The organism is Pseudomonas sp. BN607, from assembly GCF_029871175.1.
Classification (GTDB): Bacteria; Pseudomonadota; Gammaproteobacteria; order Pseudomonadales; family Pseudomonadaceae; genus Aquipseudomonas.
Genome location: NZ_SSOE01000015.1, coordinates 172,352 through 199,094, shown reverse-complemented (window position 1 = coordinate 199,094; position 26,743 = coordinate 172,352). Strand labels below are relative to the sequence as shown.

The 26,743-nt window shown below is 63.3% G+C and carries 20 protein-coding genes; 7 read left to right on the top strand and 13 right to left on the bottom strand.

Annotated elements, in window-relative coordinates; all coding sequences use genetic code 11:
* Positions 1 to 3: 3 nt before the first annotated feature.
* The 4 genes from E8E68_RS00980 to E8E68_RS00965 are packed head-to-tail and all read right to left on the bottom strand — an operon-like array spanning position 4 to position 5,278.
* Entirely contained in the window at positions 4 to 1,452 is a 1,449-nt protein-coding gene (locus tag E8E68_RS00980) for an ATPase, T2SS/T4P/T4SS family (RefSeq protein WP_280339204.1), read from the bottom strand.
* Positions 1,452 to 3,212 (bottom strand): type II secretion system secretin GspD, encoded by a 1,761-nt coding sequence (gene gspD / locus E8E68_RS00975; RefSeq protein ID WP_266028373.1) that lies wholly within the window; start codon positions 3,210 to 3,212, stop codon positions 1,452 to 1,454. The genes E8E68_RS00980 and gspD overlap by 1 nt, the downstream gene beginning before the upstream one ends.
* Positions 3,213 to 3,215: 3 nt before the next feature.
* Positions 3,216 to 3,641 carry a pilus assembly protein PilZ gene (locus E8E68_RS00970; RefSeq protein WP_280339202.1) on the bottom strand — a complete coding sequence of 142 codons (426 nt, stop codon included), beginning with the start codon at positions 3,639 to 3,641 and terminating at the stop codon, positions 3,216 to 3,218.
* Positions 3,638 to 5,278 carry a lipoprotein UxpA gene (locus E8E68_RS00965; protein WP_280339201.1) on the bottom strand — a complete coding sequence of 547 codons (1,641 nt, stop codon included), beginning with the start codon at positions 5,276 to 5,278 and terminating at the stop codon, positions 3,638 to 3,640. Before E8E68_RS00965 ends, E8E68_RS00970 begins: the two co-directional genes overlap by 4 nt.
* Positions 5,279 to 5,502: 224 nt before the next feature.
* Between E8E68_RS00965 and E8E68_RS00960 the strand changes: the two genes are divergently transcribed.
* Positions 5,503 to 7,563, top strand: a complete 2,061-nt coding sequence (locus E8E68_RS00960; protein ID WP_280339199.1) for a PhoX family phosphatase — start codon at positions 5,503 to 5,505, stop codon at positions 7,561 to 7,563.
* Between the two features lie 100 nt (positions 7,564 to 7,663).
* Here E8E68_RS00960 and gspK read toward each other — a convergent pair whose 3' ends face one another.
* Positions 7,664 to 8,629, bottom strand: coding sequence for a type II secretion system minor pseudopilin GspK (gspK, locus tag E8E68_RS00955; RefSeq protein ID WP_280339197.1), 966 nt, complete (start codon positions 8,627 to 8,629; stop codon positions 7,664 to 7,666).
* A gap of 146 nt (positions 8,630 to 8,775) precedes the next feature.
* On the opposite strand from gspK, the gene tatA reads away from it, so the two are divergent.
* Genes tatA through tatC form a run of 3 tightly spaced genes read left to right on the top strand, consistent with a single transcriptional unit; the run spans position 8,776 to position 10,057 of the window.
* On the top strand, positions 8,776 to 9,009 hold the full coding sequence (gene tatA, locus E8E68_RS00950) for a twin-arginine translocase TatA/TatE family subunit (RefSeq protein WP_266028378.1): 234 nt from the start codon (positions 8,776 to 8,778) through the stop codon (positions 9,007 to 9,009).
* The gene (gene tatB, locus E8E68_RS00945; protein WP_110745712.1) at positions 9,009 to 9,299 is read left to right on the top strand and encodes a Sec-independent protein translocase protein TatB; all 291 of its coding nucleotides are present in this window, start codon (positions 9,009 to 9,011) and stop codon (positions 9,297 to 9,299) included. Before tatA ends, tatB begins: the two co-directional genes overlap by 1 nt.
* Positions 9,296 to 10,057: a twin-arginine translocase subunit TatC gene (gene tatC, locus E8E68_RS00940; protein WP_266028380.1), complete on the top strand. Its 762-nt coding sequence runs from the start codon at positions 9,296 to 9,298 to the stop codon at positions 10,055 to 10,057. The genes tatB and tatC overlap by 4 nt, the downstream gene beginning before the upstream one ends.
* Before the next feature lie 103 nt (positions 10,058 to 10,160).
* On the opposite strand, the gene E8E68_RS00935 is transcribed toward tatC, so the two are convergent.
* Together E8E68_RS00935 and purL are read right to left on the bottom strand one after the other, a co-directional pair.
* Entirely contained in the window at positions 10,161 to 10,472 is a 312-nt protein-coding gene (locus E8E68_RS00935) for an NGG1p interacting factor NIF3 (protein ID WP_280339194.1), read from the bottom strand.
* 3 nt (positions 10,473 to 10,475) lie between these two features.
* Positions 10,476 to 14,375, bottom strand: coding sequence for a phosphoribosylformylglycinamidine synthase (gene purL, locus E8E68_RS00930; protein ID WP_266028384.1), 3,900 nt, complete (start codon positions 14,373 to 14,375; stop codon positions 10,476 to 10,478).
* A 250-nt stretch (positions 14,376 to 14,625) separates the two neighbouring features.
* On the opposite strand from purL, the gene mltF reads away from it, so the two are divergent.
* Positions 14,626 to 16,083, top strand: coding sequence for a membrane-bound lytic murein transglycosylase MltF (mltF, locus tag E8E68_RS00925; RefSeq protein WP_266028385.1), 1,458 nt, complete (start codon positions 14,626 to 14,628; stop codon positions 16,081 to 16,083).
* Between the two features lie 19 nt (positions 16,084 to 16,102).
* Here mltF and tadA read toward each other — a convergent pair whose 3' ends face one another.
* Positions 16,103 to 16,582: a tRNA adenosine(34) deaminase TadA gene (gene tadA, locus E8E68_RS00920; protein ID WP_110745717.1), complete on the bottom strand. Its 480-nt coding sequence runs from the start codon at positions 16,580 to 16,582 to the stop codon at positions 16,103 to 16,105.
* A complete protein-coding gene (locus E8E68_RS00915) occupies positions 16,582 to 17,964 on the bottom strand; it encodes a multicopper oxidase family protein (RefSeq protein ID WP_280339190.1) in 1,383 nt (460 codons plus the stop codon). The genes tadA and E8E68_RS00915 overlap by 1 nt, the downstream gene beginning before the upstream one ends.
* Before the next feature lie 200 nt (positions 17,965 to 18,164).
* Between E8E68_RS00915 and E8E68_RS00910 the strand changes: the two genes are divergently transcribed.
* Positions 18,165 to 21,122 (top strand): membrane-targeted effector domain-containing toxin, encoded by a 2,958-nt coding sequence (locus E8E68_RS00910; RefSeq protein WP_266028390.1) that lies wholly within the window; start codon positions 18,165 to 18,167, stop codon positions 21,120 to 21,122.
* A 55-nt stretch (positions 21,123 to 21,177) separates the two neighbouring features.
* Here the strand turns inward: E8E68_RS00910 and guaA are convergent, their stop codons facing one another.
* The 4 genes from guaA to E8E68_RS00890 all read right to left on the bottom strand — a co-directional run bounded on the left by guaA (position 21,178) and on the right by E8E68_RS00890 (position 25,750).
* A complete protein-coding gene (gene guaA / locus E8E68_RS00905; RefSeq protein WP_110745720.1) occupies positions 21,178 to 22,755 on the bottom strand; it encodes a glutamine-hydrolyzing GMP synthase in 1,578 nt (525 codons plus the stop codon).
* A 78-nt stretch (positions 22,756 to 22,833) separates the two neighbouring features.
* Positions 22,834 to 24,303, bottom strand: a complete 1,470-nt coding sequence (gene guaB / locus E8E68_RS00900) for an IMP dehydrogenase (protein WP_003255025.1) — start codon at positions 24,301 to 24,303, stop codon at positions 22,834 to 22,836.
* 86 nt (positions 24,304 to 24,389) lie between these two features.
* Positions 24,390 to 24,947, bottom strand: a complete 558-nt coding sequence (locus tag E8E68_RS00895) for a sugar ABC transporter ATPase (protein WP_110745721.1) — start codon at positions 24,945 to 24,947, stop codon at positions 24,390 to 24,392.
* 47 nt (positions 24,948 to 24,994) lie between these two features.
* On the bottom strand, positions 24,995 to 25,750 hold the full coding sequence (locus E8E68_RS00890) for a sulfite exporter TauE/SafE family protein (RefSeq protein ID WP_266028393.1): 756 nt from the start codon (positions 25,748 to 25,750) through the stop codon (positions 24,995 to 24,997).
* 97 nt (positions 25,751 to 25,847) lie between these two features.
* Between E8E68_RS00890 and E8E68_RS00885 the strand changes: the two genes are divergently transcribed.
* Complete coding sequence (locus tag E8E68_RS00885) at positions 25,848 to 26,726, top strand: LysR substrate-binding domain-containing protein (protein ID WP_266028395.1); 879 nt, start codon at positions 25,848 to 25,850, stop codon at positions 26,724 to 26,726.
* Positions 26,727 to 26,743 lie beyond the last annotated feature (17 nt).

The following is a 26,743-nucleotide window of genomic DNA, read 5'->3' as shown; positions in this document are numbered from 1 at the left end:
GGCTTAGCCCTGCACCACGCGCAGCACTTCGGCCAGGCTGGTCTCGCCACGCGCCAGGCAATCGCTGGCCATCGCCACCAGGCTCTGTCTGCGCCCGGCCAGGTGGTCTTGCATAACCAACTCGCTGGCGCCGTCGTACAACAGGCCGATCAAACCGGCGTCCAGTTCGATGAACTCGTAAAGGCCCAGGCGCCCGACGTAACCGCTGCCCTGGCAATGCTCGCAGCCGACGGCATGGAAGCTGCTACCCAGCGCCGCCAGTTCGGGCCACAGCTGCCGCTCGGCAGGTTGCAACGGCTGCGCCACGGCACACCTGCACAAGCGTCGTACCAGGCGCTGGGCCAGCACGCCGCGCAGGCACGAGGCGATCAGGAACGGTTCGATGCCCATGTCGCGCAGGCGGGTCACCGCGCCCACGGCGCTGTTGGTGTGCAAGGTAGACAGCACCAGGTGGCCGGTGAGGCTGGCCTGCACGGCAATCTGTGCAGTTTCCTGGTCGCGGATTTCACCGAGCATGATCACGTCCGGGTCCTGCCGCAGGATGGCGCGCAGGCCGCTGGCGAAGGTCAGCCCGGCGCGGGGGTTGATGGCGGTCTGGCCAATGCCAGCGATGGCGTACTCCACTGGGTCCTCGACAGTGAGGATGTTGCGGCTGCCATCGTTGAGGCTGTTGAGGCTGGCGTACAAGGTCGTTGTCTTGCCCGAACCGGTCGGGCCGGTGGACAGCACGATGCCGTTGGGGCGTGCCAGGCAACCGCGCAGGCCCTGCAACACCGCTGCCGGCATACCCAGGTTGGCCAACGTCAGCAGGCTGGCCTGTTTGTCGAGCACGCGCATCACCACCCGCTCGCCATGAATGCCGGGCAGGGTCGAGACCCGCACGTCCACTTCACGGCCTGCCGCACGCAAGGTGATGCGGCCATCCTGCGGTTGGCGTTTTTCAGCGATATCCAGGCGCGCCATGACCTTGATCCGCGAAACCAGCATGGCTGACAGCGCCCGCGGCGGGCGCAACACTTCGCGCAGGTGGCCATCGACCCGCAGGCGCACCACCAGGCTCTGCTCGAAGGTTTCGATATGAATGTCCGAGGCGCGCAGGCGCAGGGCCTGGCCGAACAGGCCGTTTATCAGGCGGATCACCGGGGCTTCGTCGTCGCTTTCAAGCAGGTCTTCGATGCGCGGCATCTCGCTCATCAGGCTATCCAGGTCGACCTGGTCGCCGATGCCTTCGATCAGCGCTTCGGTGGCGGCATCACCGGCCTGGTACAGCTGGCCGAGGCGCTCGTCGAACACCCCAGGTTCCAGGTATTCCAGGACACTCGGCTGGCCATGCACACGCAGCAGCTCCTGCAACTGAGCACTGTCGGCGTCGGGGCGCAGCCACAGCTGCCAGCCCTGCGCAGCCGGGGCCATGGCCACCCCGCTCTGGCGGGCCAAACGATAAGCCAGCATCACCAGTTACCGCCTTCCAGGCGCGCCCGGCTCGAAGGAAACACCTGCAGCAACCGCTTGCCGTCGGCCAGGTCCGGCAGTTGCAGCGGCGTGGTCTGCTGCAAGGTACGGTACTTGTCTTCGCTGAGCCCAGCCAGGCTTGGCCCATCACGCAGGATGCGCGGGCGGATGAACACCATCAGGTTCTGCTTGGTGTTCTTGCTGGCGTCGGAGCGGAACAGCCGGCCCAGGTACGGGATATCGCCGAGCAACGGCACGCGCTGGTTGCTGGTGCTGAGCTCATCGCTGATCAGGCCACCGAGGATGACCAGGCCGTTATCCTCGACCATGACTTTGGTCTTGATCTCGCGCTTGTTGGTAATCACGTCGCTGGCAGCGCTGGATTCGGCAATCGACGACACTTCCTGGACGATATCCAGACGCACGCTGTTATCGACGTTGATCTGCGGCTTGATGCGCAACTTCACCCCGACTTCCTTGCGTTCGATGGTCTGGTACGGGTTGGCGTTGTTCTGCGTCACGGAACCGGTGACGAAGGGCACTTCCTGGCCAACCAGGATCGATGCCTCGGCATTGTCCAGGGTCAGCAAGGTGGGCGTGGACAGCAGGTTGAAGCCGCTTTTGCCCTTCAGGGCGTTCACCAGCATGGCGAAGTTGAAACCACCGCCGAAATGGCCGATCCCTGCAGTAGCGCCTGCGGTGCTAGACAGCAGGTCGCCTAGCGCCTCGCTATCACCGCTGGCAGCCGCCCCGGCAATGTTGGCGATGTTCACCCCATTGCTGCCAAAGTTGACGATGCCGGCACCGAACTTCTCGTCGGCGAACAGCCACTGCACGCCCAGCTCCTGGGCGCTGCTGTCCGACACCTCGGCAATGATCGCCTCCACCACCACCTGGGCACGACGGATGTCCAACTGCTCAACGATGGCGCGGTAGGCCGCCAGCTCGCTGTCGGGCCCGACCATGACTACCGCGTTGGTGCCCTCTTCATACTCCAGGCGGATACCGGAATCACTGGCAACCGGCAGCGCCTGCTCTTTGCCCTGGCCTTCGGCACCCGCATTCGCCGCGCCTTCGCTGGGCACCGCACCCTCCTGACTGAGGCCGCGCAGCACTTTCACCACTTCGCCAGCATTGGCGTGACGCAAGTAGATGACCTGGGTACTGCTGCCGGCGGCCTCGCTGGGGCGCTCCAGCTGGCGTAGCAGGCTGGCGATACGCTCAAGATTGCTTCGCCAGTCGGTGACGACCAGCTGGTGCGCTGCCGGATAGGGCGTGATCACGCCCACGCGCGGGTCGACCAGCGGCTTGAGTATGCTCAGGACCTGCTCGCTGGCAGCATTGCGCACATTGAATACCCGGGTGGCCACGCTGTCGCTGCCCTCGCCCCGCTGGCCGGTAGTTTCCACCGGCACCGGCTCCAGGCGCGCAGCCTGGTCGGGGACGATCTTCACACTGCCATTGGGCAGGTCTACAGCGGCATAGCCCTGGGCGCGTAGCTGGGCCAGGAAGATATCGTAGATGGCGTCGGCGTCGTGCAGGTCGACGGTGCGCACGGTGACCTTGCCCTTGACCCGCGGGTCGACGATGAAGCTGGTACCGGTGATGCGCGACACACTGTCGATGAACTCACCCAGTTCGGTGTCGACGAAATTCACCTCGTACATCGGCGTACCGTTGTCATCGAACACCGGCTCTTCGGCGCAGGCCATGGACAAGGCCAGGCTCAGCGCGGCCGCCACGCAATATCTAACAGGCATCGTTCATCCTTGGCGCTTGAAACCGGTCACGACGGGGCGTGGCGGCCAGGGCAGGCGCTCACGCCGCCCCTGGTTGTTGAAAATCAGGCCATCGCTGTCGATGTCCTGCAGCACGATCCCGGGCGCCAGGCGCTGGCCACGGGCCAGGGTGCGCACCTGTTCGCCATAGCGCAGCACCACCACGCTGGAGGCCAGCGGCTGGGCCTTGAGGCCGCCGAGGTATTGCAGCGGCAGGCGCGTGATGGCGATGGCGCCATCGTCGATGGGTGCTTGCCAGTGGCCGACCATCAGCCCGGGCAGAGGGCTTTCGGCAATCGCTGGCGCCGTGGCCGGTTGTGGCTGGCGGCTCGCCTGCAGCAGGCATTGGGCAGCCAGCCAGCCGATCAGGGTCAGACAAGCGCCAGTGGACAGGCGCGAGGCGAGTGTCATGACGCCAACTGCCGAGGGTGCCAGCCGGGGTGCCCCTGCACGTAGCGCACTTCGGGCAGTTGCAGCGGCGGCAGTTGCCAGTCGGCCCCTTGCCGGCCAAGCCAGGCTTCCACCCGCTGCCACAGCGGCTCACCCGCCTGGGTTTCGAATTGCAGGCCAAAGGTGCGGCACAGGCCCTGCACCGGCTCCAGGCCGGTGATCCGCTTGCCCTGCGGGCTATAGCTGACGCGCCAGACCTGGCCCTGCCAGCGCGGCAGGTCCTGGCTGTTGTCCAGCAACAGAGGGTCGCCGAACAGTTGCTCGGCAGCGTTCTCCAGCACTTGTTCGACCTGTCGGGCCGGGGCTTCGACCACCGGCGCCGGGTACCCCCCCGTCAGGCTGATCAGGTGCTCGCGGGTAATGGACGCCCCCGCCGGCAGCGGGTAGTCATAGCGTAGGCCCGGCAACAGCACGGGCATGCCGCTGTCATCGGCCAAGGCTTGATGCAGCAGGCGGTCCCAGCTGCCGCCCCGCGTATCGCGGCGCCATAGAGCCTGGGGCGCGCGGGCCAGCGGCTGGTCAAGCCAGGCGGCGTGGCCGGCACGTTGCTGGCGCAGTTGCGCCTGCAGTGGCGCGACCCGCAGCTGTGCAGCAGGCGCCAGTTGCTGCTCGAAGGCTGGGAAGAAACGCCCGTCGAACCGCCACAGCCCGGCCACGCGCTGGCAGCGCAGGCGGAATGCACCACTGCCCCGGCAACCGGCAAACAGTACCGGTACGCTGCGGCCGCTGGCCTGGGTGACCTCGACCGGGGCCGGCCACAGGTCCTGGCCACGGGCGCACAACAGCACATCGATTTGCGACACCCGTTCCGCCAGCCACAGGCCGGGCCCCGTGCCGACATCGGCCATGGCGACCACAAGGTCGGCTTCGCGGCGGGCCTGTTCGAACACCGGCTGCAGCGACTGGTACCACTGCTTGAGGGAGGCTTTCTGATCTTGCGCGTAGGGATCGGTCACGCCGACGACCGCAATTCGCGCACCACCGCGCTCGTAGATGCGCATGGCTTCAAGGCCCAAGGCCTGGCGCTGCTGGTCCGCCAGACCGGCACCAAGGGTAATGGCGCTGGCCTGACGGTAGAGCCCCGGGCTGCGTTGTGGCCACAGCACACGCTCGTCGCTGCTGACCCGCGCTTCGATGCCCAGCAGTTGGCTGCCCTGAACACCGCTTTCGCCCTGGGTCAGGTAGGCCAGGCCACTGCCGTTCCAGCCCTGGCCGTTTTCCAGCGTCAGGCTGTTACCGGCGCCGGCCTCGCTGCGCAGTTGTTCCAATAATGCAGCCAACACCGCGTAACCGCCCAGCTGGGCAGACGCTGCCTGACTGGCATCGAGCAGTGGCGCCAACTGGGGGTAGGCGGTACTGGCACTGCTACCGGTCATCCAGGGTGCGCGGCCCAGGTGGCTGACCGGCCCCAGGCGTGTAGCCGGCACTACCGCCAAGCCAGGCTGGCGGGCATCCAGCGTATCGGCCACGTACAGCAGGTCGAGGCTGGCATTGCCGCCTTGCTGGCCAGGGAATGCGGAGCAGGCGCCGAGCAGCGGTGCCAAAGCCCCAACGCCCATCCAGCCAATCACTTCGCGCCTGTGCACACTGCTCGCCATCGCACCCGCCATCCTTATCTGCGTTCATTCAGGGCCCCGGATGTTGCGGCGTTGGCATTACAGTTTGATGGCAGAAATCCGACAGAAATTCCAAATTGATCTGTCGACCACAAATCTAAGAACCGGCAGTTTTAAAAGCTCGTTAACATTTCTGCCAATTAATCATCACACTTGCGCCTTAAAGTCGCGGTTTCCTCCAACTCAGCCAATACAAGGACACCCTGATGAGTCGAGATACCGGCGACAACCTGGACCGGAACCAAAGCGGTAACCTGCCGATGGCCACTGTCATGGACGCCTACCTGAGCCGTCGTAGCGTGATGCGCGGCAGCCTGGGCGCCGCCATCGCCATGATCGCCGGTACCGGCCTGACAGGCTGCTTCGACGGGGGCGGTTCAGATGACGATGATCCGGTTACCGAGCCGCCAGTCACCGAGCCGGAAGTGCCGAAACTGGCATTGGGCTTCCAGTCCATCCCGGGGTCGCGCACTGATGCCTGCGTGATCGCCGCCGGCTACAGCGCCTACGTGCTGGCCCCCTGGGGCACGCCCCTTAACAGCAACGGCAACCCGTGGAAGTCCGACGGCAGCAATACCTCGACCGACCAGGCCAACGCCATGGGCATGCACCATGACGGCATGCATTTCTTCCCGATCAACGGCAGCTCGGAAGACGGCCTGCTGGCGATCAACTTCGAGTACATCGACACCGCCGCCCTTCACCCGGCCGGCCCGACCACCGATGTCAACGGCAAGCGCCCGGTCGAAGAAGTGCGCAAGGAAATCAACGCGCATGGCGCTGGCGTGGTGCGCCTGCAGAAAATCAACGGCCGCTGGCAGGTGGTCGACAACGACCCGCTGAACCGCCGTTTCACTACCGCTTCGCGCATGGAAATCACCGGACCACTGCGTGGCACCGACCACGTCAAGACCAAGTACTCCACCGCCGGCACCCACTGCCGCGGCACCAACAACAACTGCGGCAACGGCTACACGCCGTGGGGCACCTACCTGACCTGCGAAGAGAACTGGCCGGGCATCTTCGTCAACAAAGGCACCCGCCCCGAAGACCAGCGCCGCATCGGCGTGGGTACCTCCAGCGGCCAGTACAAATGGGAAAGCGCTGCCGGTGACGCCAGCGAAGTAGCCGATGAGTTCGCCCGTTTCGACGTGACCGTGAAAGGCGCCAGCGCCACCGACGACTACCGCAACGAAGCCAGCACCTATGGCTACATCGTCGAGATCGACCCGTACAACAGCGCCACCCTGGCAACCAAGCGCACCGCACTGGGCCGCTTCCGCCACGAAGGCTGCGCCCCTGGCCTACCGGTCGCTGGCAAGCCGCTGGTGTGGTACATGGGTGACGACTCGAACAACGAGTACCTGTACAAGTGGGTGTCCACTGCCGTATGGGATGCCGCTGACGCCAACCCGGCCGACCGCCTGGCCACGGGTGCCAAGTACCTGGATCAGGGCAAACTGTATGTGGCCCGCTTCAACGCCGATGGCACCGGCGTCTGGCTGCTGCTGGACGTGGCCACCGCCACCACGGGTGGCAGCACGCTGGGCGCCCTGTACGGCGACCTGCCGGGCATCATCCTCAACACACGGGGTGCCGGCGATGCCGTGGGCGCAACGCCGATGGACCGGCCGGAATGGACCACGGTCAACCCGCTGAACGGCGATGTGTACCTGACCCTGACCAACAACAGTGCGCGCACCCCGGAAAAGGTCGATGCAGCCAACCCGCGCGGCCCGAACCGCCATGGCCACATCATTCGCTGGCACGACAGCGACGACCAGTTGAGCTTTACCTGGGACATCTTCGTGTTCGGTGCCAACGCTGCCGGCACCGCCGACATCAACCGCTCCGGCCTGACCGAGCTGAACCAGTTCGCCAGCCCCGACGGCATGAGCTTCGATAGCCGCGGCGTGCTGTGGTTCGAGACCGACAACGGCGAAAGCACCTTGACCGACTACACCAACGACCAGTTGCTGGCGGTGATCCCTACCGACCTGGTGGATGCCAGTGGCAAGCAGGTCCCGGTGAACGCACAGAACCAGGTCGACCTGCGACGCTTCTTCGTCGGGCCCAATGGTTGCGAGGTGACCGGGATTACCTTTACCCCGGACAACAAGACGCTGTTCGTCAACATTCAGCACCCGGAGAACTGGCCGTATACCGACAACGCGACCGATGCTACTCCGGCGGGGACGACAGTGCGGCCGCGGGCTTCGACCGTAGTGATCCAGCGTATTGATGGCGGCGAGATCGGGACCGTGTGATCCAGTGCCGGTCAGCCAACTTTTGCTGGCTGTACCGGCCCCTTCGCGGGCAAGCCCGCCCCCACAGGCATCTCACTGGCTTCAAAGAAGCCAGTGAACGTTACCAGGCTATCGGCTCCCGGCTACGCACTCGCACTTGCTGTGCTGGCACCCGGGCATGCCATTGCACCACCCCCAGCGCCTCCACCTGGAATTCGCTGCGCATCACCCGCCCCTCTTCCTCGAACGACAACTGCAGCAGAAAGTACCCGCTGTTGAGCAGCAGGCCTTCACTCAGCCGTTCGAACGTTTCGTCATCCACCGCCCCCAGCGCCTGGCGCAATGCGGCCGCATCCACGTACCCCGACGCCGGCCGACCGCTGATGATGCGGCTGAGCAGCGACCGCGGGTAACGCCCTTCATACAGCGCTTCCAGCAACCGAAGGTGCTCCAGCCCCAGCGCATTGGCGTTAAGACGCCAACCCGTGGTCTGGGGCAAGGCGCACAGCATCGGGTAACGCGCCTGGCGGGTGGCGTCCGGCTCCAGCAACAGGTTCAGCTCACTGGTCTCGAGCATCGGCTGATTGGCCGCCAGCCGTGGCGGTTGCTGACGCAGGTACTGGGCGCTCTCGGCGCCTTGCAGGCGGGCATCGCTGTCGGCATCGAGCCAGTCCGCCAGGGCATCGACCAGGCGTTCGGCCGCCATGTCATTGCCCAGCAAGTAGCGCAACTGGCGCTCGGCGCGTCCGCCATCGGCACCCAGTAACGCGTTGACGTTGAAGCAGGTGTGCTGGTCGCGTACCCGCAACTGCGCCTGGCCAGCGCCAAAGTCGTAAGTCAGCGGCTGCCCGCGCAAGGCTTGCCAGAACAGCGGGCTTAGCCGCCAGGCAGGATCACGCAGGGCCTGCTCGGCATAGGCCAGGCCGGCTTGCTCCATGGCCCGGGTTTGCACCCGCTGGTGCAACAGGCGCACTTCATCAACCTGGCGCCGGCCATCTTCCACCAGCCAGGCCATGCCCGCTGCCAGCATTGCCAGCACCACCATCACCATCAGCAGGGCCGCGCCCTGCTGTTGCTTGCCAACCATCCGGGCGTGCCTCGCTCGCGAAATAAAGACGCCAGTCAACACGCGGCATGTTGCAGGTAAATGGCAATGTCCCCGTCGTCATCTGCACGTCATCTGGGCGCGGCAGGATTGCCCTTCCTTTTCATGGCCTTACAGGAGTGGTCGCAATGGGTGGCATTGGAATCTGGCAACTGGTGATCGTACTGCTGATCGTATTCCTGCTGTTTGGTACCAAACGGCTCAAGGGCTTGGGTAGCGATGTGGGTGAGGCAATCCAGGGGTTTCGCAAGTCGATGGGTGGCGACAATGACGCCACTACTCCTGGGCACTCGCAACTGCAGCAACCATGCCCACTGAATGGCCAGGCTGCACAGCAATCGCAGACGGACCGTCAGGCCTGATGTTCGAAATAGGCTTCAGCGAGCTGCTGGTGGTCGGCATCGTCGCCCTGCTGGTACTAGGCCCCGAACGCCTGCCCGTGGCTGCACGTACTCTTGGCCGCGGCCTGGGCCAGGCGCGCCGGGCCATGCACGCGCTGCGCACGCAGGTGGAGCGCGAAATCGAGCTACCCGACCTCGACAGTGCCCCGTTGCAGCGTCTGGAGCAGGAAATCCGCCAGGGCATCCGCCCGAAGGCGGAACCGGCCAATGATGCAGCCACTGTCGCAGTACCCAAGGAAAACGCTTCATGAGTATTGCCATGGACCCGGCAGCGCGCATGCCGCTGACCGAACACCTGCGCGACCTGCGCAAGCGCCTGGTGCGTTGCCTGGGGTTGGTGGCATTGGTGTTCGCCGGCCTGTTCCCGTTTGCCCAGACGCTGTACACGCTCATCTCCGAGCCGCTGCGGCGCTTCTTGCCCGAAGGCGCGAGCATGATCGCCACCAGCGTCACCTCGCCGTTCCTGACACCGTTCAAGCTGACCGCGATGTGCGCCGTGTTCGTTGCCATGCCGCTGCTGCTGCACCAGGCCTGGGGCTTTCTGGCGCCGGGGCTGTACCGCCGTGAACGGCGCATTGCCTTGCCGCTGCTGGTGTCGAGCATCGTGCTGTTCTATGCCGGCATGGCCTTCGCGTTCTTTCTGGTGTTCCCGATGATGTTCGGCTTCTTTGCCAGCGTGACGCCGGACGGCGTCGCGATGATGACCGATATCAGCCAGTACCTGGACTTTATCCTGGCGCTGTTTCTGGCGTTCGGGTTGGCCTTCGAGATCCCGGTGGCGACGTTCATCGTGGTCTGGGTGGGGTTGGCCGATGTGGCCACATTACGGCGCAGCAGGCCCTACGTGGTCGTCGGGTGCTTTGTGGTGGGGATGATCCTGACGCCGCCGGATGTGTTTTCGCAGACGATGCTGGCAGTGCCGATGTGGGTGCTGTTCGAGGTGGGGTTGCTGGCTTGCGCCTGGTTGAAGCGGCCTGGGCAGACCAAGGAGATTGTGGCTGGATCATAGGGCCCCTTCGCGGGTGAACCCGCTCCCACAGGGATCTCGCAAGGTTCAAGACCTGTGGAGTACCTGTGGGAGCGGGTTCACCCGCGAATAGCCGTAATGCGTTCTAGAACTCGGCGAGCCGCCAGACTTCATAGGCTGGCGTCTCGTACGGGTGGCTCTGCTTGAGCGCCGCGACGACCTGGACAATCAGCTCGTCAGCCACCACCAGCTCCACCTTCCATTCCTCAACCACCTCGACCTGGCCCGCTTGCCCGAGGAACGGCTGGCTGCCGTCCAACGGGCGGAACTGGCCTTGGCCAAGGGTTTGCCAGGCGCAGTGGTCATAGTCACCGATGCGCCCGCCGCCCGCGGCGAAGACAGCGGCCTTGACCACTTCGAGGTGGCTGCCGGGAACGAAGAAGGCGAGCTTGTACACGCCTTAGTTCACCCACACGCGCGCGTTGCGGAACATACGCATCAGCGCGGCATCTTCCTGCCACTCGTCAGGGCGCCAGGAGTTCTGCACGGCGCGGAACATACGCTCTGGGTGCGGCATCATGATGGTCACACGGCCATCACGGCTGGTCAGGCCGGTGATGCCACGGGGCGAGCCGTTCGGGTTGGCCGGGTAGGCTTCGGTGACCTTGCCGTGGTTGTCGACGTAGCGCAGGGCCACGCAACCGGACACGTCAGCGGCCAGCAGTGCCTCTTCGCTGGCGAACTCGGCATGGCCTTCGCCGTGGGCGATGGCGATCGGCATGCGCGAACCGGCCATGCCCTGCAGGAAGATCGAGTTGGACTTCTGTACCTCGACCATGGCCACGCGCGCCTCGAATTGCTCCGAGCGGTTGCGCACGAAGTGCGGCCAGTGCTCGGTGCCAGGGATCAGCTCGTGCAGGTTGGACATCATCTGGCAACCGTTGCACACGCCCAAGGCAAAGCTGTCGGTACGCGCGAAGAAGGCCTGGAAGGCGTCACGGGCACGGGCGTTGAACAGCGCCGACTTGGCCCAGCCTTCGCCAGCGCCCAGCACGTCACCGTACGAGAAGCCGCCGCAGGCGACCAAGCCCTTGAACGCTTCGAAGTCGACACGGCCAGCGAGGATATCGCTCATGTGCACGTCGATGGCGGCGAAGCCGGCGCGGTCGAAGGCAGCAGCCATCTCGACCTGGCCGTTGACGCCCTGCTCACGCAGGATGGCCACTTGCGGGCGCACGCCCTTCTTGATGTACGGTGCGGCGATGTCGTCGTTGACGTCGAAGCCCAGCTTGACCGACAGGCCCGGGTTGTCTTCCTCGAGCAGCAGGTCGAATTCCTGGTCGGCGCAATCGGCGTTGTCGCGCAGGCGCTGGATCTGGTAGCTGGTTTCAGCCCACTGACGCTGCAGCATGCGACGGTCATCGTCGAACAGCACTTCGCCGTTCAGGCTGATGGTCACTTCAGCGTTGTTGACTGGCTTGCCGATCACCGCGACGCATTCTTCACCCAGGCCAGCAGCGCTGAACTGTGCCAGCACGTCCGGGGTAGCATCCTGGCGAACCTGGATCACCGCACCCAGCTCTTCGTTGAAGAGGATGGCCGGCACTTCGCCCTTGCTGTCGGTCAGCGGGTCGAGTTGCAGGTCGAGGCCACAGTGGCCGGCGAAGGCCATTTCCAGCACGGTGGTCATCAGGCCGCCGTCGGAACGGTCGTGGTAGGCCAGCAGGTGGCCGTCGGCGTTCAGGCCCTGAATCACGGCGAAGAATGCCTTGAGGTCTTCGGCGTCGTCGACGTCCGGTGCCTGGGCGGCGATCTTGCCGTAGGTCTGGGCCAGGATCGAGGCGCCCATGCGGTTCTTGCCGCGGCCCAGGTCGATCAGGATCAGGTCGGTCTCGCCCTTGTCCATGCGCAGTTGCGGGGTCAGGGTCTGGCGGATGTCGGTGACCGGGGCGAAGCCGGTGATGATCAGCGACATCGGCGAGGTAACGCTCTTCTCGACGCCCTCTTCGCTCCACTTGGTCTTCATCGACATGGAGTCTTTGCCGACCGGAATGGTAATGCCCAGTTCCGGGCACAGCTCCATGCCGACAGCCTTGACGGTGTCGTACAGGCGCGCGTCTTCACCCGGGTGGCCGGCAGCGGACATCCAGTTGGCCGACAATTTGATGTCGGACAGCTTTTCGATGCGTGCGGCAGCCAGGTTGGTCAGGGTTTCGCCGATGGCCATGCGCCCGGATGCCGGGGCGTCCAGCAGTGCCAGCGGAGTACGTTCGCCCATGGCCATCGCTTCACCGGTGTAGACGTCGAAGCTGGTGGCGGTAACGGCGCAGTCGGCTACCGGGACCTGCCACGGGCCGACCATTTGGTCGCGGGCAACCAGGCCGGTGATGGTGCGGTCGCCAATGGTGATCAGGAAGCTCTTGCTGGCCACGGCCGGGTGGTTCAGCACGCGCTGGACGGCGCTGTCCAGGTCCAGCTGGCTTGGGTCGAAATCATCGCCCAACTCGGCTTCGCGGGTAACCGAACGGTGCATGCGCGGCGGCTTGCCCAACAGCACGTCCAGCGGCATGTCCACCGGGGTGTTGCCGAAGTGGCTGTCGCTTACGGTCAGGTGCGGTTCTTCAGTCGCTTCACCAACCACGGCAAACGGGCAACGCTCGCGCTCGCAGATGGCCTTGAAGCGCTCGAAATCGACCGCGCTGACGGCCAGTACGTAACGCTCTTGCGATTCGTTGCTCCAGATTTCGTGCGGGGCCATGCCCGGCTCGTCGTTGGGCACGTTGCGCAGCTCGAAGCGGCCACCACGGCCACCGTCGTTGACCAGCTCAGGGAAGGCGTTGGAGATACCGCCGGCACCGACGTCGTGGATGAAGGCGATGGGGTTGGCGTCGCCCAGCTGCCAGCAACGGTCGATGACCTCCTGGCAACGGCGCTCCATTTCCGGGTTTTCGCGCTGTACCGAAGCGAAGTCGAGGTCTGCCGAGCTGGCACCGGTCGCCACCGACGAAGCGGCACCGCCGCCCAGGCCGATCAGCATGGCCGGGCCGCCGAGCACGATCAGCTTGGCGCCGACCGTGATCTCGCCCTTCTGCACGTGGTCTTCACGGATGTTGCCCATACCGCCAGCGAGCATGATCGGCTTGTGGTAGCCGCGCACTTCTTCACCGTGCGGGGTGTCGATGGCCTGCTCGAAGGTACGGAAATAACCGGTCAGCGCCGGGCGACCGAATTCGTTGTTGAACGCAGCACCGCCCAGCGGGCCTTCGATCATGATATCGAGGGCGTCAACGATGCGCTCTGGCTTGCCGTAAGCCTGTTCCCACGGCTGTTCGAAGCCCGGGATACGCAGGTTGGAAACGGTAAAGCCGGTCAGGCCAGCCTTGGGCTTGGCGCCACGGCCGGTAGCACCTTCGTCGCGGATTTCGCCACCAGAGCCGGTGGAAGCACCCGAGAACGGGGCGATGGCGGTCGGGTGGTTGTGCGTTTCGACCTTCATCAGGATGTGCACCGGCTCCTGCACCGCGCCGTACTGGCGGGTTTCAGGGTTCGGGAAGAAGCGGCCGGCAACGTTGCCGACGATCACCGAGGCGTTGTCCTTGTACGCAGACAGCACACCTTCGTTGTGCATCTGGTAGGTGTTCTTGATCATGCCGAACAGGCTCTTTTCCTGAGCCTGGCCGTCGATGTCCCAACTGGCGTTGAAGATCTTGTGGCGGCAGTGCTCGGAGTTGGCCTGGGCGAACATCATCAGTTCGATGTCGTTCGGGTTGCGCTTGAGGCCCTGGAAAGCGTTGACCAGGTAGTCGATCTCGTCTTCGGCCAGGGCCAGGCCCAGGTCGATGTTGGCCTTGGCCAGGGCATCACGGCCGCCGGCCAGAATGTCGACCGAGGTCATTGGCTTGGGCTGCGCGTGGCTGAACAAGTCAGCGGCCTGCTCCAGCTGGCCGAGCACCCGCTGGGTCATCCGGTCGTGCAGTTCGGCGGCGATCAGGGCGGCGTCAGCGTCGCTCAGGGTGCCGGCCACGTAGTAGGCGATACCGCGCTCCAGGCGCTGGATCGACTGCAGGCCGCAGTTGTGGGCGATGTCGCTGGCCTTGCTGGCCCAAGGCGAAATGGTGCCCAGGCGCGGGACGACCAGGAACAGGCGGCCGGTCGGCTCCTGTACCGGCACGCTCGGGCCGTACTTGAGCAGACGGCCCAGCACCTGCTGCTGGTCGGCGGTCAGCTCGCCTTCAACATCAGCGAAGTGGGCAAATTCGGCATACAAACCAGTAACAGCGGGGACTTTCTGGCTCAGTTGCTCGAGTAATTTACCGTGGCGAAAGGCAGAAAGGGCAGGAGCGCCGCGCAGGATCAACATCGTCGGGACAGCCTCAGGAAGGGGTGTGCTTAGAGGCCGTGCATTCTAGCCTAATTCGATGGCTTTCGGCACCCGCTCTAAGCCACGGCTGCCGGGCGGCGTAACCGGACTTTCGGGTCAGAATTTCGCATGCTCGATCTCCCGGACGCTGAACCTCTTAAGTCAAGCCACAGAGCACATCAAGCGCTACCAGACAAGCTAACAGTTGTCGAGATATGGTTGGGCCGGTCCTTTGCGTATACTGCAACCTATGTTCGCCCACACTGCTTTGCGCCAGCGTTGCGCCAAATGGCTCCTCGCAACCGGACTCTTTCTGCTGCTCGGTGCCTGCGTTGAAAAACCCAGCACCCTGGAGCGCGTGAAGGAGGACGGCGTGCTGCGCGTAATCACCCGCAACAGCCCAGCCACCTACTTCCAGGACCGAAACGGTGAAACCGGCTTCGAATACGAGCTGGTGCAGCATTTCGCCGACGATCTCGGCGTAAAGCTGCAGATCGAGACCGCCGACAACCTGGACGAACTCTACGATTCGCTCGGCAAGCCCTCTGGCCCGGTGCTGGCCGCCGCCGGCCTGGTCAGCAGCGAACGGCGCAAGGCCCAGGTAAAGTATTCACATCCTTATCTGGAAGTGACCCCGCAGGTCGTCTATCGCAACGGCCGCCCGCGCCCTACCAACGCCAAGGGCCTGGTCGGCAAGAAGATCATGGTGCTCAAAGGCAGCAGCCATGCCGACCTGCTGGCCGAGCTGAAAAAGCAGAACCCGGGTCTGGAGTACGAAGAATCCGATGCGGTCGAGGTGGTCGACTTGCTGCGCATGGTCGACGAAGGGCAGATCGACCTGACCCTGGTCGACTCCAACGAACTGGCGATGAACCAGGTGTACTTCCCCAACGTAAGGGTTGCCTTTGACGTGGGCGACTCCCGTGACCAGCGTTGGGCTGTAGCTGCGGGCGAAGACAACAGCCTGCTCAACGAGATCAACGAATTCCTCGACAAGGCGCAGAAGAACGGCACCCTGCAACGGCTGAAGGACCGCTACTACGGCCATGTCGACGTGCTCGGCTACGTCGGTGCCTATACCTTTGCCCAGCACCTGCAACAGCGCCTGCCCAAGTACGAGAAACACTTCAAGAGCTACGCCAAGGTTGAACAGGTCGACTGGCGCCTGTTGGCAGCGATCGGCTACCAGGAATCGATGTGGCAGCCGGAAGTCACCTCCAAGACCGGCGTGCGCGGCCTGATGATGCTGACCCAGCGCACCGCCCAAGCCATGGGCGTGTCGAACCGGCTGGACCCCAAGCAGAGCATCCAGGGCGGTGCCAAGTACTTCATGAAGATCAAGGCGGAGCTCGACGACAGCATTCAGGAACCGGACCGCACCTGGTTTGCCCTGGCGGCCTACAACGTCGGCAGCGGCCATCTGGAAGACGCCCGTACTCTGGCCAAGCGCGAAAAGCTCAACCCGAACAAGTGGCTGGACGTGAAGAAGATGCTGCCGCGGCTGTCACAGAAACAGTGGTATCGGCAGACCAAGTATGGTTATGCGCGTGGCGGCGAGCCGGTGCACTTCGTGGCCAACATTCGCCGCTACTACGACATCCTCACCTGGGTGACACAGCCACAGCTCGAAGGCCAGGTGGCCGAGGGCAACCTGCATGTGCCCGGGGTGAACAAGGACAAGCCGGCGGATCAGGCCCCGCCGATGTAAGCCCGCAAAGATGCCTGTTTCAGGCTTTTGCCCGACGGGCCTTGAAAAAGTCGCTAAGGATCTGCCCGCACTCCTCCGCCAGTACGCCCCCCTCCACCATTACCCGGTGGTTGAGGAAACCCTGGGCAAAGAACTGCCCCTGGCTCTGCACGATCCCCGCCTTGGGTTCCAGTGCCCCGAACACCACACGCATCACCCGCGAATGTACGATCAGCCCCGCGCACATGCTGCAGGGCTCCAGGGTCACGTACAGGGTGCTGCCGGGCAGTCGATAATTACTGGCCGACCTGGCCGCCGCACGGATCGCCACCATCTCGGCATGTGCACTGGGGTCGCTGTCCAGGATCGGCCGGTTGAAACCCTGCCCGATCACCTGCCCATGCTGCACCAGTAACGCCCCCACCGGCACCTCGCCCAGCGCTGCGCCCTCGGCAGCCAGGGCCAGGGCCTGACGCATGAATTCCTGATCGCGGCTGCGATCGATGATTTGCGGGCGCATCAGACCACCGCAATCGCGGCCATCAGGCCGGTTTCCATGTGGTCGATGACGTGGCAGTGGAACATCCAGGTGCCGGGATTATCCGCCACCAATGCCACCTGGGCGCGCTCGTTCTTGCCCAGCAGGTAGGTGTCGGTGAACCATGGTTCCTTGATGTCGTGGCGGTTCGAGGCAATCACCTTGAAGCTCATGCCATGCAAGTGGATCGGGTGCTGGTACTGGGTCATGTTCTTCAGCTCGAAGATGTAGCTCTTGCCTTTCTGCAACGTGGCGATGGGGCGATCGGCGCAGGTCTTGTCGGTAATATCCCAGGCCTGGCCGTTGATCTGCCACATGCTCGACGGTTTGGCCGGATCAGGGGTGACAGAGACGCTGGCCGCCCACTCGAAATTGAAGTTCAGCTTTTCAGCATTCTCCAGGTCTGGCTCGGCGATCGGGTTGGGTGGCAGGGCCGGCGGCCACTCGCCCGGTGCTTCGGTGCTGGCCACCGAACGCAGGGTGCCCAGGCGCACGAAACCGTCGCGCAGGGAGATCTCTTCACCGGCCTTGGGTATCCGGATAGCCAGGCAGATGCGCATGCCAGGGCCCAGCCAGTACTCGTCTTCCAGTGTACGCGGGGTCACCGGGTTGCCATCGAGGGCATAGATTTTCGCCTCGCAGTTGCCCTTGAGGTTGATCCGGTAGGTCCAGGTGTTGTCCAGGTTCAGCAGGCGCACCCGCACCACCTGGCCGGCCGGCAGCTCGGTGATCGAGTCGGCCTGGCCGTTGATGGTGATCAACCGCCCGGCAGTGCCGTTGCGCGCGGCCTCGCGCGGGATGCTGAAAGGCAGCCATGCGCCCTGCTCGTCCACGTGCCAGTTCTTCAGGCTCAGCGTACGCTCATGCTGGAAGCCGGTCGGCTCGCGCTCCTCGACGATCAGCGGGCCGACCAGGCCGCGCCCCAGCTCCTCGGAGCTACTGACATGCGGGTGATACCAGTAGCTGCCTGCATCCGGCACGCGGAACTTGTAGTCGAAGTATTCACCCGGCTTGACCGGCAATTGCGACACATAAGGCACGCCGTCCATTTCCAGCGGCAGGCGGATGCCGTGCCAGTGAATGGTGGTTTCCACCGGCAGGTGGTTGATGAAGCGCACCCGCAACCAAGTGCCTTGGCGCACGCGCAGCTCGGTGCCCGGTGCCGACGGCCCGAAGGCCCAGGCCTCGGTCTTGAAGCCTGGCACCAGCTCGACATCCAGCGGCGCGGCGATCAGCTCGTAATCATGCCCAGCATTGTCATCTTCGACCTTGCCCAGCCAGTAACGCGCCGCGCCACCGGCGCCCAGGCCAACTACAACCAGGCCGGTCAGGCCCTTGAGCATTTGTCGACGGGTGAAGGACATCGGTGCGGGTACCTCATGTTCTGCGCAATCAAGCTGCCAGCAGTGGGCTGGCGATGAAGGGCGAATACGATACACCTGCAAATGGGAAATATTAAGTGAAAACCCGGCGTCCCGAAGCAACCTGACAAGCAATAAGCACCACCTCCCTGGCTCACGGCGGTTTGAAACTGGCACCCTTTCACTTCAATTGGACCACCGTGATGCTTGCCGACACCCTCCCCGGCGACCAGCGAAAGCTGATGACCCTCGCTGCACACCTCACTGAAGACTGCCCTGACATGCGCGAGATGGCGCGTGAAGTCGCGCAACAACTCCTCGAGCGCCATGATCTGAAGGCGCTGGAGCCCGACAATGTCTACCTGCACCGTTTTCACACCGCCGTCAGCAGCCCTCGAACCTTCAACGGTTGGCAACACCTGGATCAGCCCTATGAATCCCTGACTCTGCCCCAATTGGTCATGCACCGCTTCGATGCCCAGGCCCAGGACAACGCCGACGTGCTCAGTTATCTCGTTGGCTTCTACAGCGATGGGCCAGGCAAAGACGTGTATGACGAGCGCAATGAAGTTCGACTCGAAGCCAAGGAGGTTCTGGATTATTTCTGGAGCATTGATTTTGCCACGGCATTCAAAACGCGGATGACGTCTTTCTGGGCCGAGCATTCAGAGAACTTCCGCACGTTGGCCAAAGCCAACTTCATGAGCAAATTACTGGAAGTTTGCGCAGAACACCCCTCATCAGCGCTAGCCCGTCACGCGCAGGATATCGCTGATGCCCTGGTGGGCGAGACAACCTGGCCGCCGTCGCTGGAGGCACTGCAACAAAGGGTATTACCGGGTGGTGCTACGCGCGTCTGCGCGCTCGACATTGGCGGATATGTGGCGACGGACATCCTTCGCCTGCAATTGGCCAACGGCAGCCAGCTGATTTACCTGCCGGGTGATGTCGACGGTCTGCATTATTTCCCGAGTAACCAGGCACTGTTCTGGTGGGTGCTCACAAATTGCACCTATGTCGAAAACCGAACCCGTTTCCTGGCACATTTTTCCCTTGACGACCGCGAGGAAGCTGACGGCAAAGTCGGGCTGAACAACCTGATCGACCTGCTGTTTCATGGCTGGGGCAACCATGATTACAGCGGCCTCAACACCCTCGACCTGGCCATTGAGGAGGATGCCTTCGACTGGCTGCGCAACAAAGCCCGCCAGCGAATGATCGATGATGCGCATTTCTCTCTGCGTTCCAACGCAGACCTGCGCAGACAATTGTGGATCGGCTACTTGAAGGCAGGCCTGCAGGTGTTCGGCCCTATGGCGGCAGTGAGTTGGCCAGTGGCGTTGGCGCTGGTGGGGGCTGGCATTGCTGACATGGGTTTGAACATTTACCAGGCGATTCACGGGCACACGACGCGTGAACGCAAGGCAGGTGTTACCGGCGCGATTTTCGCCGCCATCGAGACACTGTTCAATGCGACCTTTCTGCTCAGTGCACCCGGCAAGCCCCTTACTGATTTCGCAGAAGCGGCGGAAGCAGGCGCTGCGACCGAGGAAGGCCCCCCCCCGGCACCGGCGGAAGAATCAGCGCAGGAACACAGCGGGGAGCCCGATGAGGCAAGTGCTTCAGAGGTGGCAGACGCAATTGAAACCTGGATACCCCAGCCCTTCCGGCCAACCGGCAGTTGGGACGCCCTGCGCCCATTCGAGACGAATGTAGTGCTTGGCAGCAAACCTGGCACTGGGTTTCTTGAAGGTATCCATCTGCAGGATGGGCAGTTTTACGCACTGATCGACGACATGCCTTACCAAGTGCGTTTTGTACCCGAACTGAAATCCTGGACCATTGTCGCCCCTGACAACCCGTTCTCTTTTTACAAAAGCTTGCCGATCCGCCTGGATGCCGCAGGCCAGTGGCGCCCGGTGGAGCGCCTTGGCCTCAACGGGGGCATGCTTTCGAGCCTGAAAATCTGGGGCCGCCCGACAGCAAGCGCAAACGTGCCGCCCATGCCCGGCACCCCTTATGAAATACCAGCCGACCTGCGCGCCTCACTGAAGGATGTTTCCGATGATGAGATTACAGGTACGCGAGTATTCCTCGATGCCCCGGATCGACAGGCTGCCATCGGCCGATTCCGCCAGCTACGAGATCAATTGGCGGCCGATGCCGATGCGTTCATGACCACGGTGCAAACACCGCCACGTCCACAGATACCCGAAATCCCCGCCAACGCTTCATCCAAACCCGTTTTCAAAACCCTGTACCAGAACAGTAACGGCTTGGTGATTGGCGAAGCGCACAGTGGTCTTGGCAGCAAGCGATTGCTGATCGACAACATGCGCCTGCTACGCAAGCTGAAGGTAAAGACGCTGTACATGGAGCACTTCACCACCGACTTTCAGCAAGCAGACATCGATGCCTTCAACCGCACAGGCGTGATGCCGCAGGAGCTGGATCACTATGTGGAAAGCCAGGATGTCGGCCACCGCACCGACGCCGAAGGCCGCTACACCTTTCGGCAGGTACTGGTCAGCGCGCAGAAAAACGGCATACGCATACAGTCCATCGACTGCATGGCCAGTTACCGCCAGGCGTGGGCGACCCCCGTTTCCGATGTGGCACGCCAGCGCATGATGAACTTCCATGCACACTTGATTATCCAGGCAGACCAAGCTGCGCGCGGCTCGGGAAAATGGATTGCGCTGGTCGGCAGCACCCACGCCAACACCTTCCATGGCGTCACCGGCCTGGCTGAAACAGAAGGCGCGATCGGACTGCGTGTCGAAGACCGCCCGATCGACGAACCTGACGCTTACAGCACAGACCCCGGTGTGGATGCCCGGGACGAAGGTGGCACGGTAAGGCATGTGCAAAGCGACCTGCGGCTACGCGCCGGAGTGTTGACCACCCGCCCGCCATCACCGGATTTCGAAAGCCTGCTGGTAAGGCCTGGCGAATACGCGATCGAACGTACCAATGGCCAGGAATACCTGATCAACCGCAGCCGGGATTCGACCTTGCGACGCACGCTGATCAAGCGCGATGGGCGGTTTTACTACGTGGAGCGCCCCGACTGGCCGGCCATTCATGAACGTCGCTTTCAAAACCTTGCCGAACTTCATGCCCGACTGAGATTACGCGGCATGCAACACATTGCCCCTTGAGCCAGGCAAGGCGCAGATACGACAAGGGCGCCTTGCGGCGCCCTTGTGGCTCAGCTTATTCCCACTCGATCGTGGCCGGCGGCTTGCTCGACACGTCGTAGGTAACGCGCGAGATACCGTCGATTTCGTTGATGATACGGCCGCTGACGGTTTCCAGCAGCTCGTATGGCAGGTGTGCCCAACGCGCGGTCATGAAGTCCACGGTCTCGACGGCACGCAGGGCGACAACCCAGGCGTAGCGACGACCGTCGCCAACGACGCCAACCGACTTGACCGGCTGGAACACCACGAATGCCTGGCTGGTCTTGTGGTACCAGTCGGCCTTGCGCAGCTCTTCGATGAAGATGTGGTCAGCGCGACGCAGGATGTCGGCGTATTCCTTCTTCACTTCACCCAGGATACGCACGCCCAGGCCAGGGCCCGGGAACGGGTGGCGGTAGACCATGTCGTACGGCAGGCCCAGCTCCAGGCCGATCTTGCGCACTTCGTCCTTGAACAGTTCACGCAGCGGCTCGACCAGCTTGAGGTTCATTTCCTCCGGCAGGCCACCGACGTTGTGGTGCGACTTGATCACGTGGGCCTTGCCGCTCTTGGCGCCAGCCGACTCGATCACGTCAGGGTAGATGGTGCCCTGGGCAAGGAACTGGATGTTCTCCAGCTTGCTGGCTTCGGCATCGAAGATATCGATGAAGGTGCGGCCGATGATCTTGCGCTTCTTCTCCGGGTCGGCTTCGCCTTCCAGGTTGTCGAGGAATTGCTTTTCAGCATCGGCGCGGATGACCTTGACGCCCATGTTCTCCTTGAACATGGCCATTACCTGGTCGCCTTCGTGCAGGCGCAGCAGGCCGTTGTCGACGAATACGCAGGTCAGTTGGTCGCCAATGGCGCGGTGGAGCAGCGCGGCAACTACCGAGCTGTCGACGCCGCCGGACAGGCCCAGCAGGACGTTGGCCGAACCGACTTGCTCACGCACCTGGGCGATGGCGTCTTCGACGATGTTGGACGGGGTCCACAGGGCTTCACAGCCGCAGATGTCCTGCACGAAACGGGACAGGATGCGACCGCCCTGCTTGGTGTGGGTCACTTCCGGGTGGAACTGCACGCCATAGTAGCCGCGGCTGTCGTCGAACATGCCGGCGATCGGGCAGCTTGGGGTGCTGGCCAGCACGTGGAAGTTGCCTGGCATCTGGGTGACCTTGTCGCCGTGGCTCATCCACACGTCCAGGCCCAGTACGCCGTCGTCGTCGACATGGTCTTCGATGCCGTCGAGCAGGCGGCTCTTGCCGACCACGTCCACGCGGGCATAACCGAATTCACGCAGGTCGGAACCTTCGACCTTGCCGCCCATCTGCTCGGCCATGGTCTGCATGCCGTAGCAGATGCCCAGCACCGGCACGTTCAGGTCGAACACGGCCTGCGGGGCGCGCGGGCTATCGGCTTCGTGGACCGACTCGGGGCCGCCGGCGAGAATGATGCCGCGCGGGTTGAACTCGCGGATCGCTTCATCGGCCATGTCGAACGGGTGCAGTTCGCAGTAAACGCCGATTTCGCGCACGCGGCGGGCGATCAGCTGGGTGTACTGGGAACCGAAATCGAGGATCAGGATACGGTGAGCGTGAATATCGAGGGCCATGACTCAATCTCGTCAGTGGAAATCGGAAACGACGCGGGGCTGTCGTGACAGCCCCGCTTGTAAATGTTGCTGGAAGCCTCAGCCTACGCGGTAGTTAGGGGCTTCTTTGGTGATCTGCACGTCATGCACGTGGGACTCGGCCATGCCGGCGCCGGTGATGCGTACAAACTCCGGCTTGGTGCGCATTTCTTCGATGGTTGCGCTGCCGGTGTAGCCCATGGACGAACGCAGGCCGCCCATCAGCTGGTGGATGATCGCGGCCAGTGCGCCCTTGTAGGGAACGCGACCTTCGATACCTTCCGGTACCAGCTTCTCGGCACCGGCCGAGGAGTCCTGGAAGTAACGGTCAGACGAGCCTTGCGCCTGTGCCATGGCACCCAGCGAGCCCATGCCACGATAGGCCTTGTAGGAACGGCCCTGGAACAGTTCGACTTCGCCCGGGGCCTCTTCGGTACCGGCGAACATCGAACCCATCATCACGCAGGAAGCACCGGCAACGATGGCCTTGGACAGGTCACCGGAGAAGCGGATGCCGCCGTCGGCGATCAGTGGCACGCCAGTGCCTTCCAGTGCTGCGGCGACGTTGGCGATGGCGCTGATTTGCGGCACGCCGACACCGGCAACGATACGGGTGGTGCAAATAGAGCCTGGGCCGATACCGACCTTGACGGCGTCAGCGCCTGCTTCGGCCAGGGCCTTGGCGGCAGCGCCGGTGGCGATGTTGCCGCCGATCACCTGCACTTGCGGGTAGGTTTCTTTCACCCAGCGCACGCGGTCGATCACGCCTTTGGAGTGGCCGTGGGCAGTGTCGACGACGACGACATCAACGCCAGCCGCCACCAGGGCAGCAACGCGCTCGCCGGTGTCCTTGCCGGTGCCGACGGCAGCGCCAACGCGCAGGCGGCCTTGGTCGTCCTTGCTCGCCAGCGGGTAGGCCTTGGCCTTTTCGATGTCCTTGACGGTCATCATGCCCTTGAGGTTGAACTTGTCGTCAACGATCAGGACTTTTTCCAGGCGGTGCTTGTGCAGCAGTTCGCGGACTTCGTTCTTGTCGGCGCCTTCGCGGACGGTGACCAGGCGCTCTTTTGGCGTCATCACGTCGCGAACCTTGGCGTCCAGGCGGTTTTCGAAGCGCACGTCACGGGAAGTGACGATACCGACCAGGTCGCCGTTGGCCAGCACCGGAACACCAGAAATGTTGTTCAGGCGGGTCAGCTCGAACAAGTCGCGCACGGTAGCGTCGGCGTCGATGGTGATCGGGTCCTTGACCACGCCAGCCTCGAACTTCTTGACCTTGCGTACTTCGCCGGCCTGCTGCTCGATGGTCATGTTCTTGTGGATGATGCCGATGCCGCCTTCCTGAGCCATCGCAATGGCCAGGCGCGCTTCGGTCACGGTATCCATGGCGGCGGAAACCAGCGGAATGTTCAGCTCGATGCCACGAGTCAAACGGGTCTTGAGACTGACTTCATTGGGCAGTACCTCGGAATAGCCAGGTACAAGGAGGATATCGTCGAAGGTCAGGGCTTCTTGGCTGATACGCAGCATCGCGGGGGCTCCCGGGCGGGAAAAATGGAAGCGCGCCATTATACTCATGCACGGCGCGCCGCTCAATGCAAAATAAGGGCCTTCGGTCAGCCTTGTGGCAGTTTTACCTGCACCACGGTCACCGGCTGGTCGAGCCAGTCGGCGAAGCTGTCGAGAAAGGCCTGGGTAAACCCGGCCTCGCCCCAGTTGTTGAAGATGAACCCCAGATTGGAAAAGGCACATGGCTGCAGGTAAATGAAGCCATTGATGTCATCTTCGAAGCCGCACAGCGGGCAGGTGAAGTTGTCGCTCACCGCCGGCATCCACTCTTCCAGGCTTTCGAACAATGGCTCGCCCACCTCGCGCCGGCACTCCGGGCAACCGGCTTCTTCGAGAAAACCGTCGGTGGGTGTATAGATGCAGCGCTTGAGCATCACTTCCAGGCCGTTGACTGGCTCGCCGAAGGGCAGTTTTTCCGGGTGCAGGGCCACTTTGCGCGCCCCTGCCGCCAGGGCATGGCCCATGCGGTTGCCGGTGCGGCCACAGGTGGTCAGCTGTTCCTCGACGACCTTTTCGCGCACCAGCCAGCGCAGGATGGCGCGGGCCCGGGCTTCGTGCACCGGCACGGTAGACAGCTTGGGAACGATGATGCTCTGGGTGTTCATGAACGGGACTGGCCTGCAAAACTGCGGTAATGGCGCAATTCTACCGCTCAGGCGCTGAGGTAGCGACCGATCAGCGCCAGGCCGCTGGCCAGCACCAGCCAGGTCACCAGCCGTACGAAGGCTTCACGGGATAACCGGTGGGTCAACCGACGCCCTACCCACAGGCCAATGAACATGACAGGCAGCAGGCAGGCGGCGAGCAGCAGCAGGCTTTGGTCGGCATAGACACCGGCGATCAGGAACAGCGACAGACGCACTATCGTACTGCAGCTGATCAGCGCGCTCTGGGTGGCGCGTACCTGTTCCTTCACCTCCAGACGTGCGCTCAGGTAAAGGGCATAAAGAAACCCGCCGCTGCCGAACAAAGCCCCGAACAACCCGCCTGCCGTGCCCATTGGCACCGCCCAGAAGCCGGACAGGCTGGCTGGCCTCACTTTCACTGCCAGCCCGTAAAGTGCATAGGCAGTCACGAATACCCCCATCAACAGCAGCAACAGGTCGGACTTCAGTTGCAGCAGGAACACCACGCCCAACGTACAACCCAAGGCCATGAAGGGCAGCAGCCGCAGCAATTCACTGCGTACCACATCCCGGCGCGACGGCAGCAGGTTGCCGAACGCGGCCACAAAATCCAGCAGCACCAGCAACGGGATGATGCGTGACAACGGCATGAAGTGAATCAGCACCGGCCCCGCCACGAGTGCAGTACCGAAGCCGGCAATGCCGAAGACGATGTAGGCCGCAGCGATGCCGAGCAGGATCGGCAGCCAGTCAAGGCCGGAAAACGACAGTTGGGCAAGCATGGCAGCAGTTCCTGGGAAGACAGGCAAAGGTTAGCCAGCCATGAGCCATGCCGACTAATATGCCTTTATCCCAAAAGCCATCTCGAAAAGGCATGACATGACGTCGATCCGACAGTTGCGTTACTTCGTGGAAATCGCCGAGTGTGGCAGCTTCAGCAGTGCCGCCGAGCGACTGTACGTCGCCCAGTCGGCCCTTAGCCGGCAGATCAAGGAGCTGGAGCAGCAACTGGGCACGCCGCTGTTCGAACGCACGGCGCGCCTGCCTCGCCTGACGCTGGCCGGTCAGGCCTTTCTTGAACGGGCGCGACGCTTGCTGGCTGACCTTGCACAGGCGGAGCGGGTTACCCGTGACATTGGCCAAGGGTTGCAAGGCAGCTTGCGCCTGAACCATTCCAGCACCGTGCCGCTGACCGGCGGGCTTCTGGCTCGCCTGGGGAACTACCTGAAGCACAACCCAGGGGTTTCGCTGGAGATTGCGCAGCAGTCGTCGGAGGCACAACTGGAAGACATTGCTGCCGGACGGCTGGATATCGGCCTGTTGCGCTTGCCGGTGCTGCGCCAGCATGAAGGCGTGGTGCTGCATGAACTGTTCGACGAACCCTTGTTGCTAGCGGTCGCCGCTGGGCACCCCTTGGCGGGTACTCGGCACGTGCAACTGGAGCAATTGAAGGAAGAACGCTTCATTTCCATCCCGCACCGGGATCGCGGTGGCTTGAGCTACCTGTCGGCCTCGTTGTGCATGGGGGCAGGGTTCTTCCCGCAGGCGGCGCAGGTACTGTCGCGCAAGACTACGCAGTTGCAGCTGATACAGGCGGGGTTTGGGGTGGCGTTGTTGCCGCGGTGCATGTGCGAGATTGCCCCGGCTTCAGTCAGCTTCTTAGCGCTGGAGGGTGATTGCCAGAGCACAGTGGCACTGGCCTGTCGCCGTGATGCGGGGCAACTGGTGCGGCAGTTCGTGGCGACGATGCAGGGCTGAAGGCACCGGTTGCGGTC

What these genes read in the sequence shown, in the direction of transcription:
- E8E68_RS00980 (WP_280339204.1), bottom strand. Translation starts at nt 1,452, where the DNA reads ATGCTGGCTTATCGTTTGGCCCGCCAGAGCGGGGTGGCCATGGCCCCG.
- gspD (WP_266028373.1), bottom strand. Translation starts at nt 3,212, where the DNA reads ATGCCTGTTAGATATTGCGTGGCGGCCGCGCTGAGCCTGGCCTTGTCC.
- E8E68_RS00970 (WP_280339202.1), bottom strand. Translation starts at nt 3,641, where the DNA reads ATGACACTCGCCTCGCGCCTGTCCACTGGCGCTTGTCTGACCCTGATC.
- E8E68_RS00965 (WP_280339201.1), bottom strand. Translation starts at nt 5,278, where the DNA reads ATGGCGAGCAGTGTGCACAGGCGCGAAGTGATTGGCTGGATGGGCGTT.
- E8E68_RS00960 (WP_280339199.1), top strand. Translation starts at nt 5,503, where the DNA reads ATGAGTCGAGATACCGGCGACAACCTGGACCGGAACCAAAGCGGTAAC.
- gspK (WP_280339197.1), bottom strand. Translation starts at nt 8,629, where the DNA reads ATGGTTGGCAAGCAACAGCAGGGCGCGGCCCTGCTGATGGTGATGGTG.
- tatA (WP_266028378.1), top strand. Translation starts at nt 8,776, where the DNA reads ATGGGTGGCATTGGAATCTGGCAACTGGTGATCGTACTGCTGATCGTA.
- tatB (WP_110745712.1), top strand. Translation starts at nt 9,009, where the DNA reads ATGTTCGAAATAGGCTTCAGCGAGCTGCTGGTGGTCGGCATCGTCGCC.
- tatC (WP_266028380.1), top strand. Translation starts at nt 9,296, where the DNA reads ATGAGTATTGCCATGGACCCGGCAGCGCGCATGCCGCTGACCGAACAC.
- purL (WP_266028384.1), bottom strand. Translation starts at nt 14,375, where the DNA reads ATGTTGATCCTGCGCGGCGCTCCTGCCCTTTCTGCCTTTCGCCACGGT.
- mltF (WP_266028385.1), top strand. Translation starts at nt 14,626, where the DNA reads ATGTTCGCCCACACTGCTTTGCGCCAGCGTTGCGCCAAATGGCTCCTC.
- tadA (WP_110745717.1), bottom strand. Translation starts at nt 16,582, where the DNA reads ATGCGCCCGCAAATCATCGATCGCAGCCGCGATCAGGAATTCATGCGT.
- E8E68_RS00915 (WP_280339190.1), bottom strand. Translation starts at nt 17,964, where the DNA reads ATGTCCTTCACCCGTCGACAAATGCTCAAGGGCCTGACCGGCCTGGTT.
- E8E68_RS00910 (WP_266028390.1), top strand. Translation starts at nt 18,165, where the DNA reads ATGCTTGCCGACACCCTCCCCGGCGACCAGCGAAAGCTGATGACCCTC.
- guaA (WP_110745720.1), bottom strand. Translation starts at nt 22,755, where the DNA reads ATGGCCCTCGATATTCACGCTCACCGTATCCTGATCCTCGATTTCGGT.
- guaB (WP_003255025.1), bottom strand. Translation starts at nt 24,303, where the DNA reads ATGCTGCGTATCAGCCAAGAAGCCCTGACCTTCGACGATATCCTCCTT.
- E8E68_RS00895 (WP_110745721.1), bottom strand. Translation starts at nt 24,947, where the DNA reads ATGAACACCCAGAGCATCATCGTTCCCAAGCTGTCTACCGTGCCGGTG.
- E8E68_RS00890 (WP_266028393.1), bottom strand. Translation starts at nt 25,750, where the DNA reads ATGCTTGCCCAACTGTCGTTTTCCGGCCTTGACTGGCTGCCGATCCTG.
- E8E68_RS00885 (WP_266028395.1), top strand. Translation starts at nt 25,848, where the DNA reads ATGACGTCGATCCGACAGTTGCGTTACTTCGTGGAAATCGCCGAGTGT.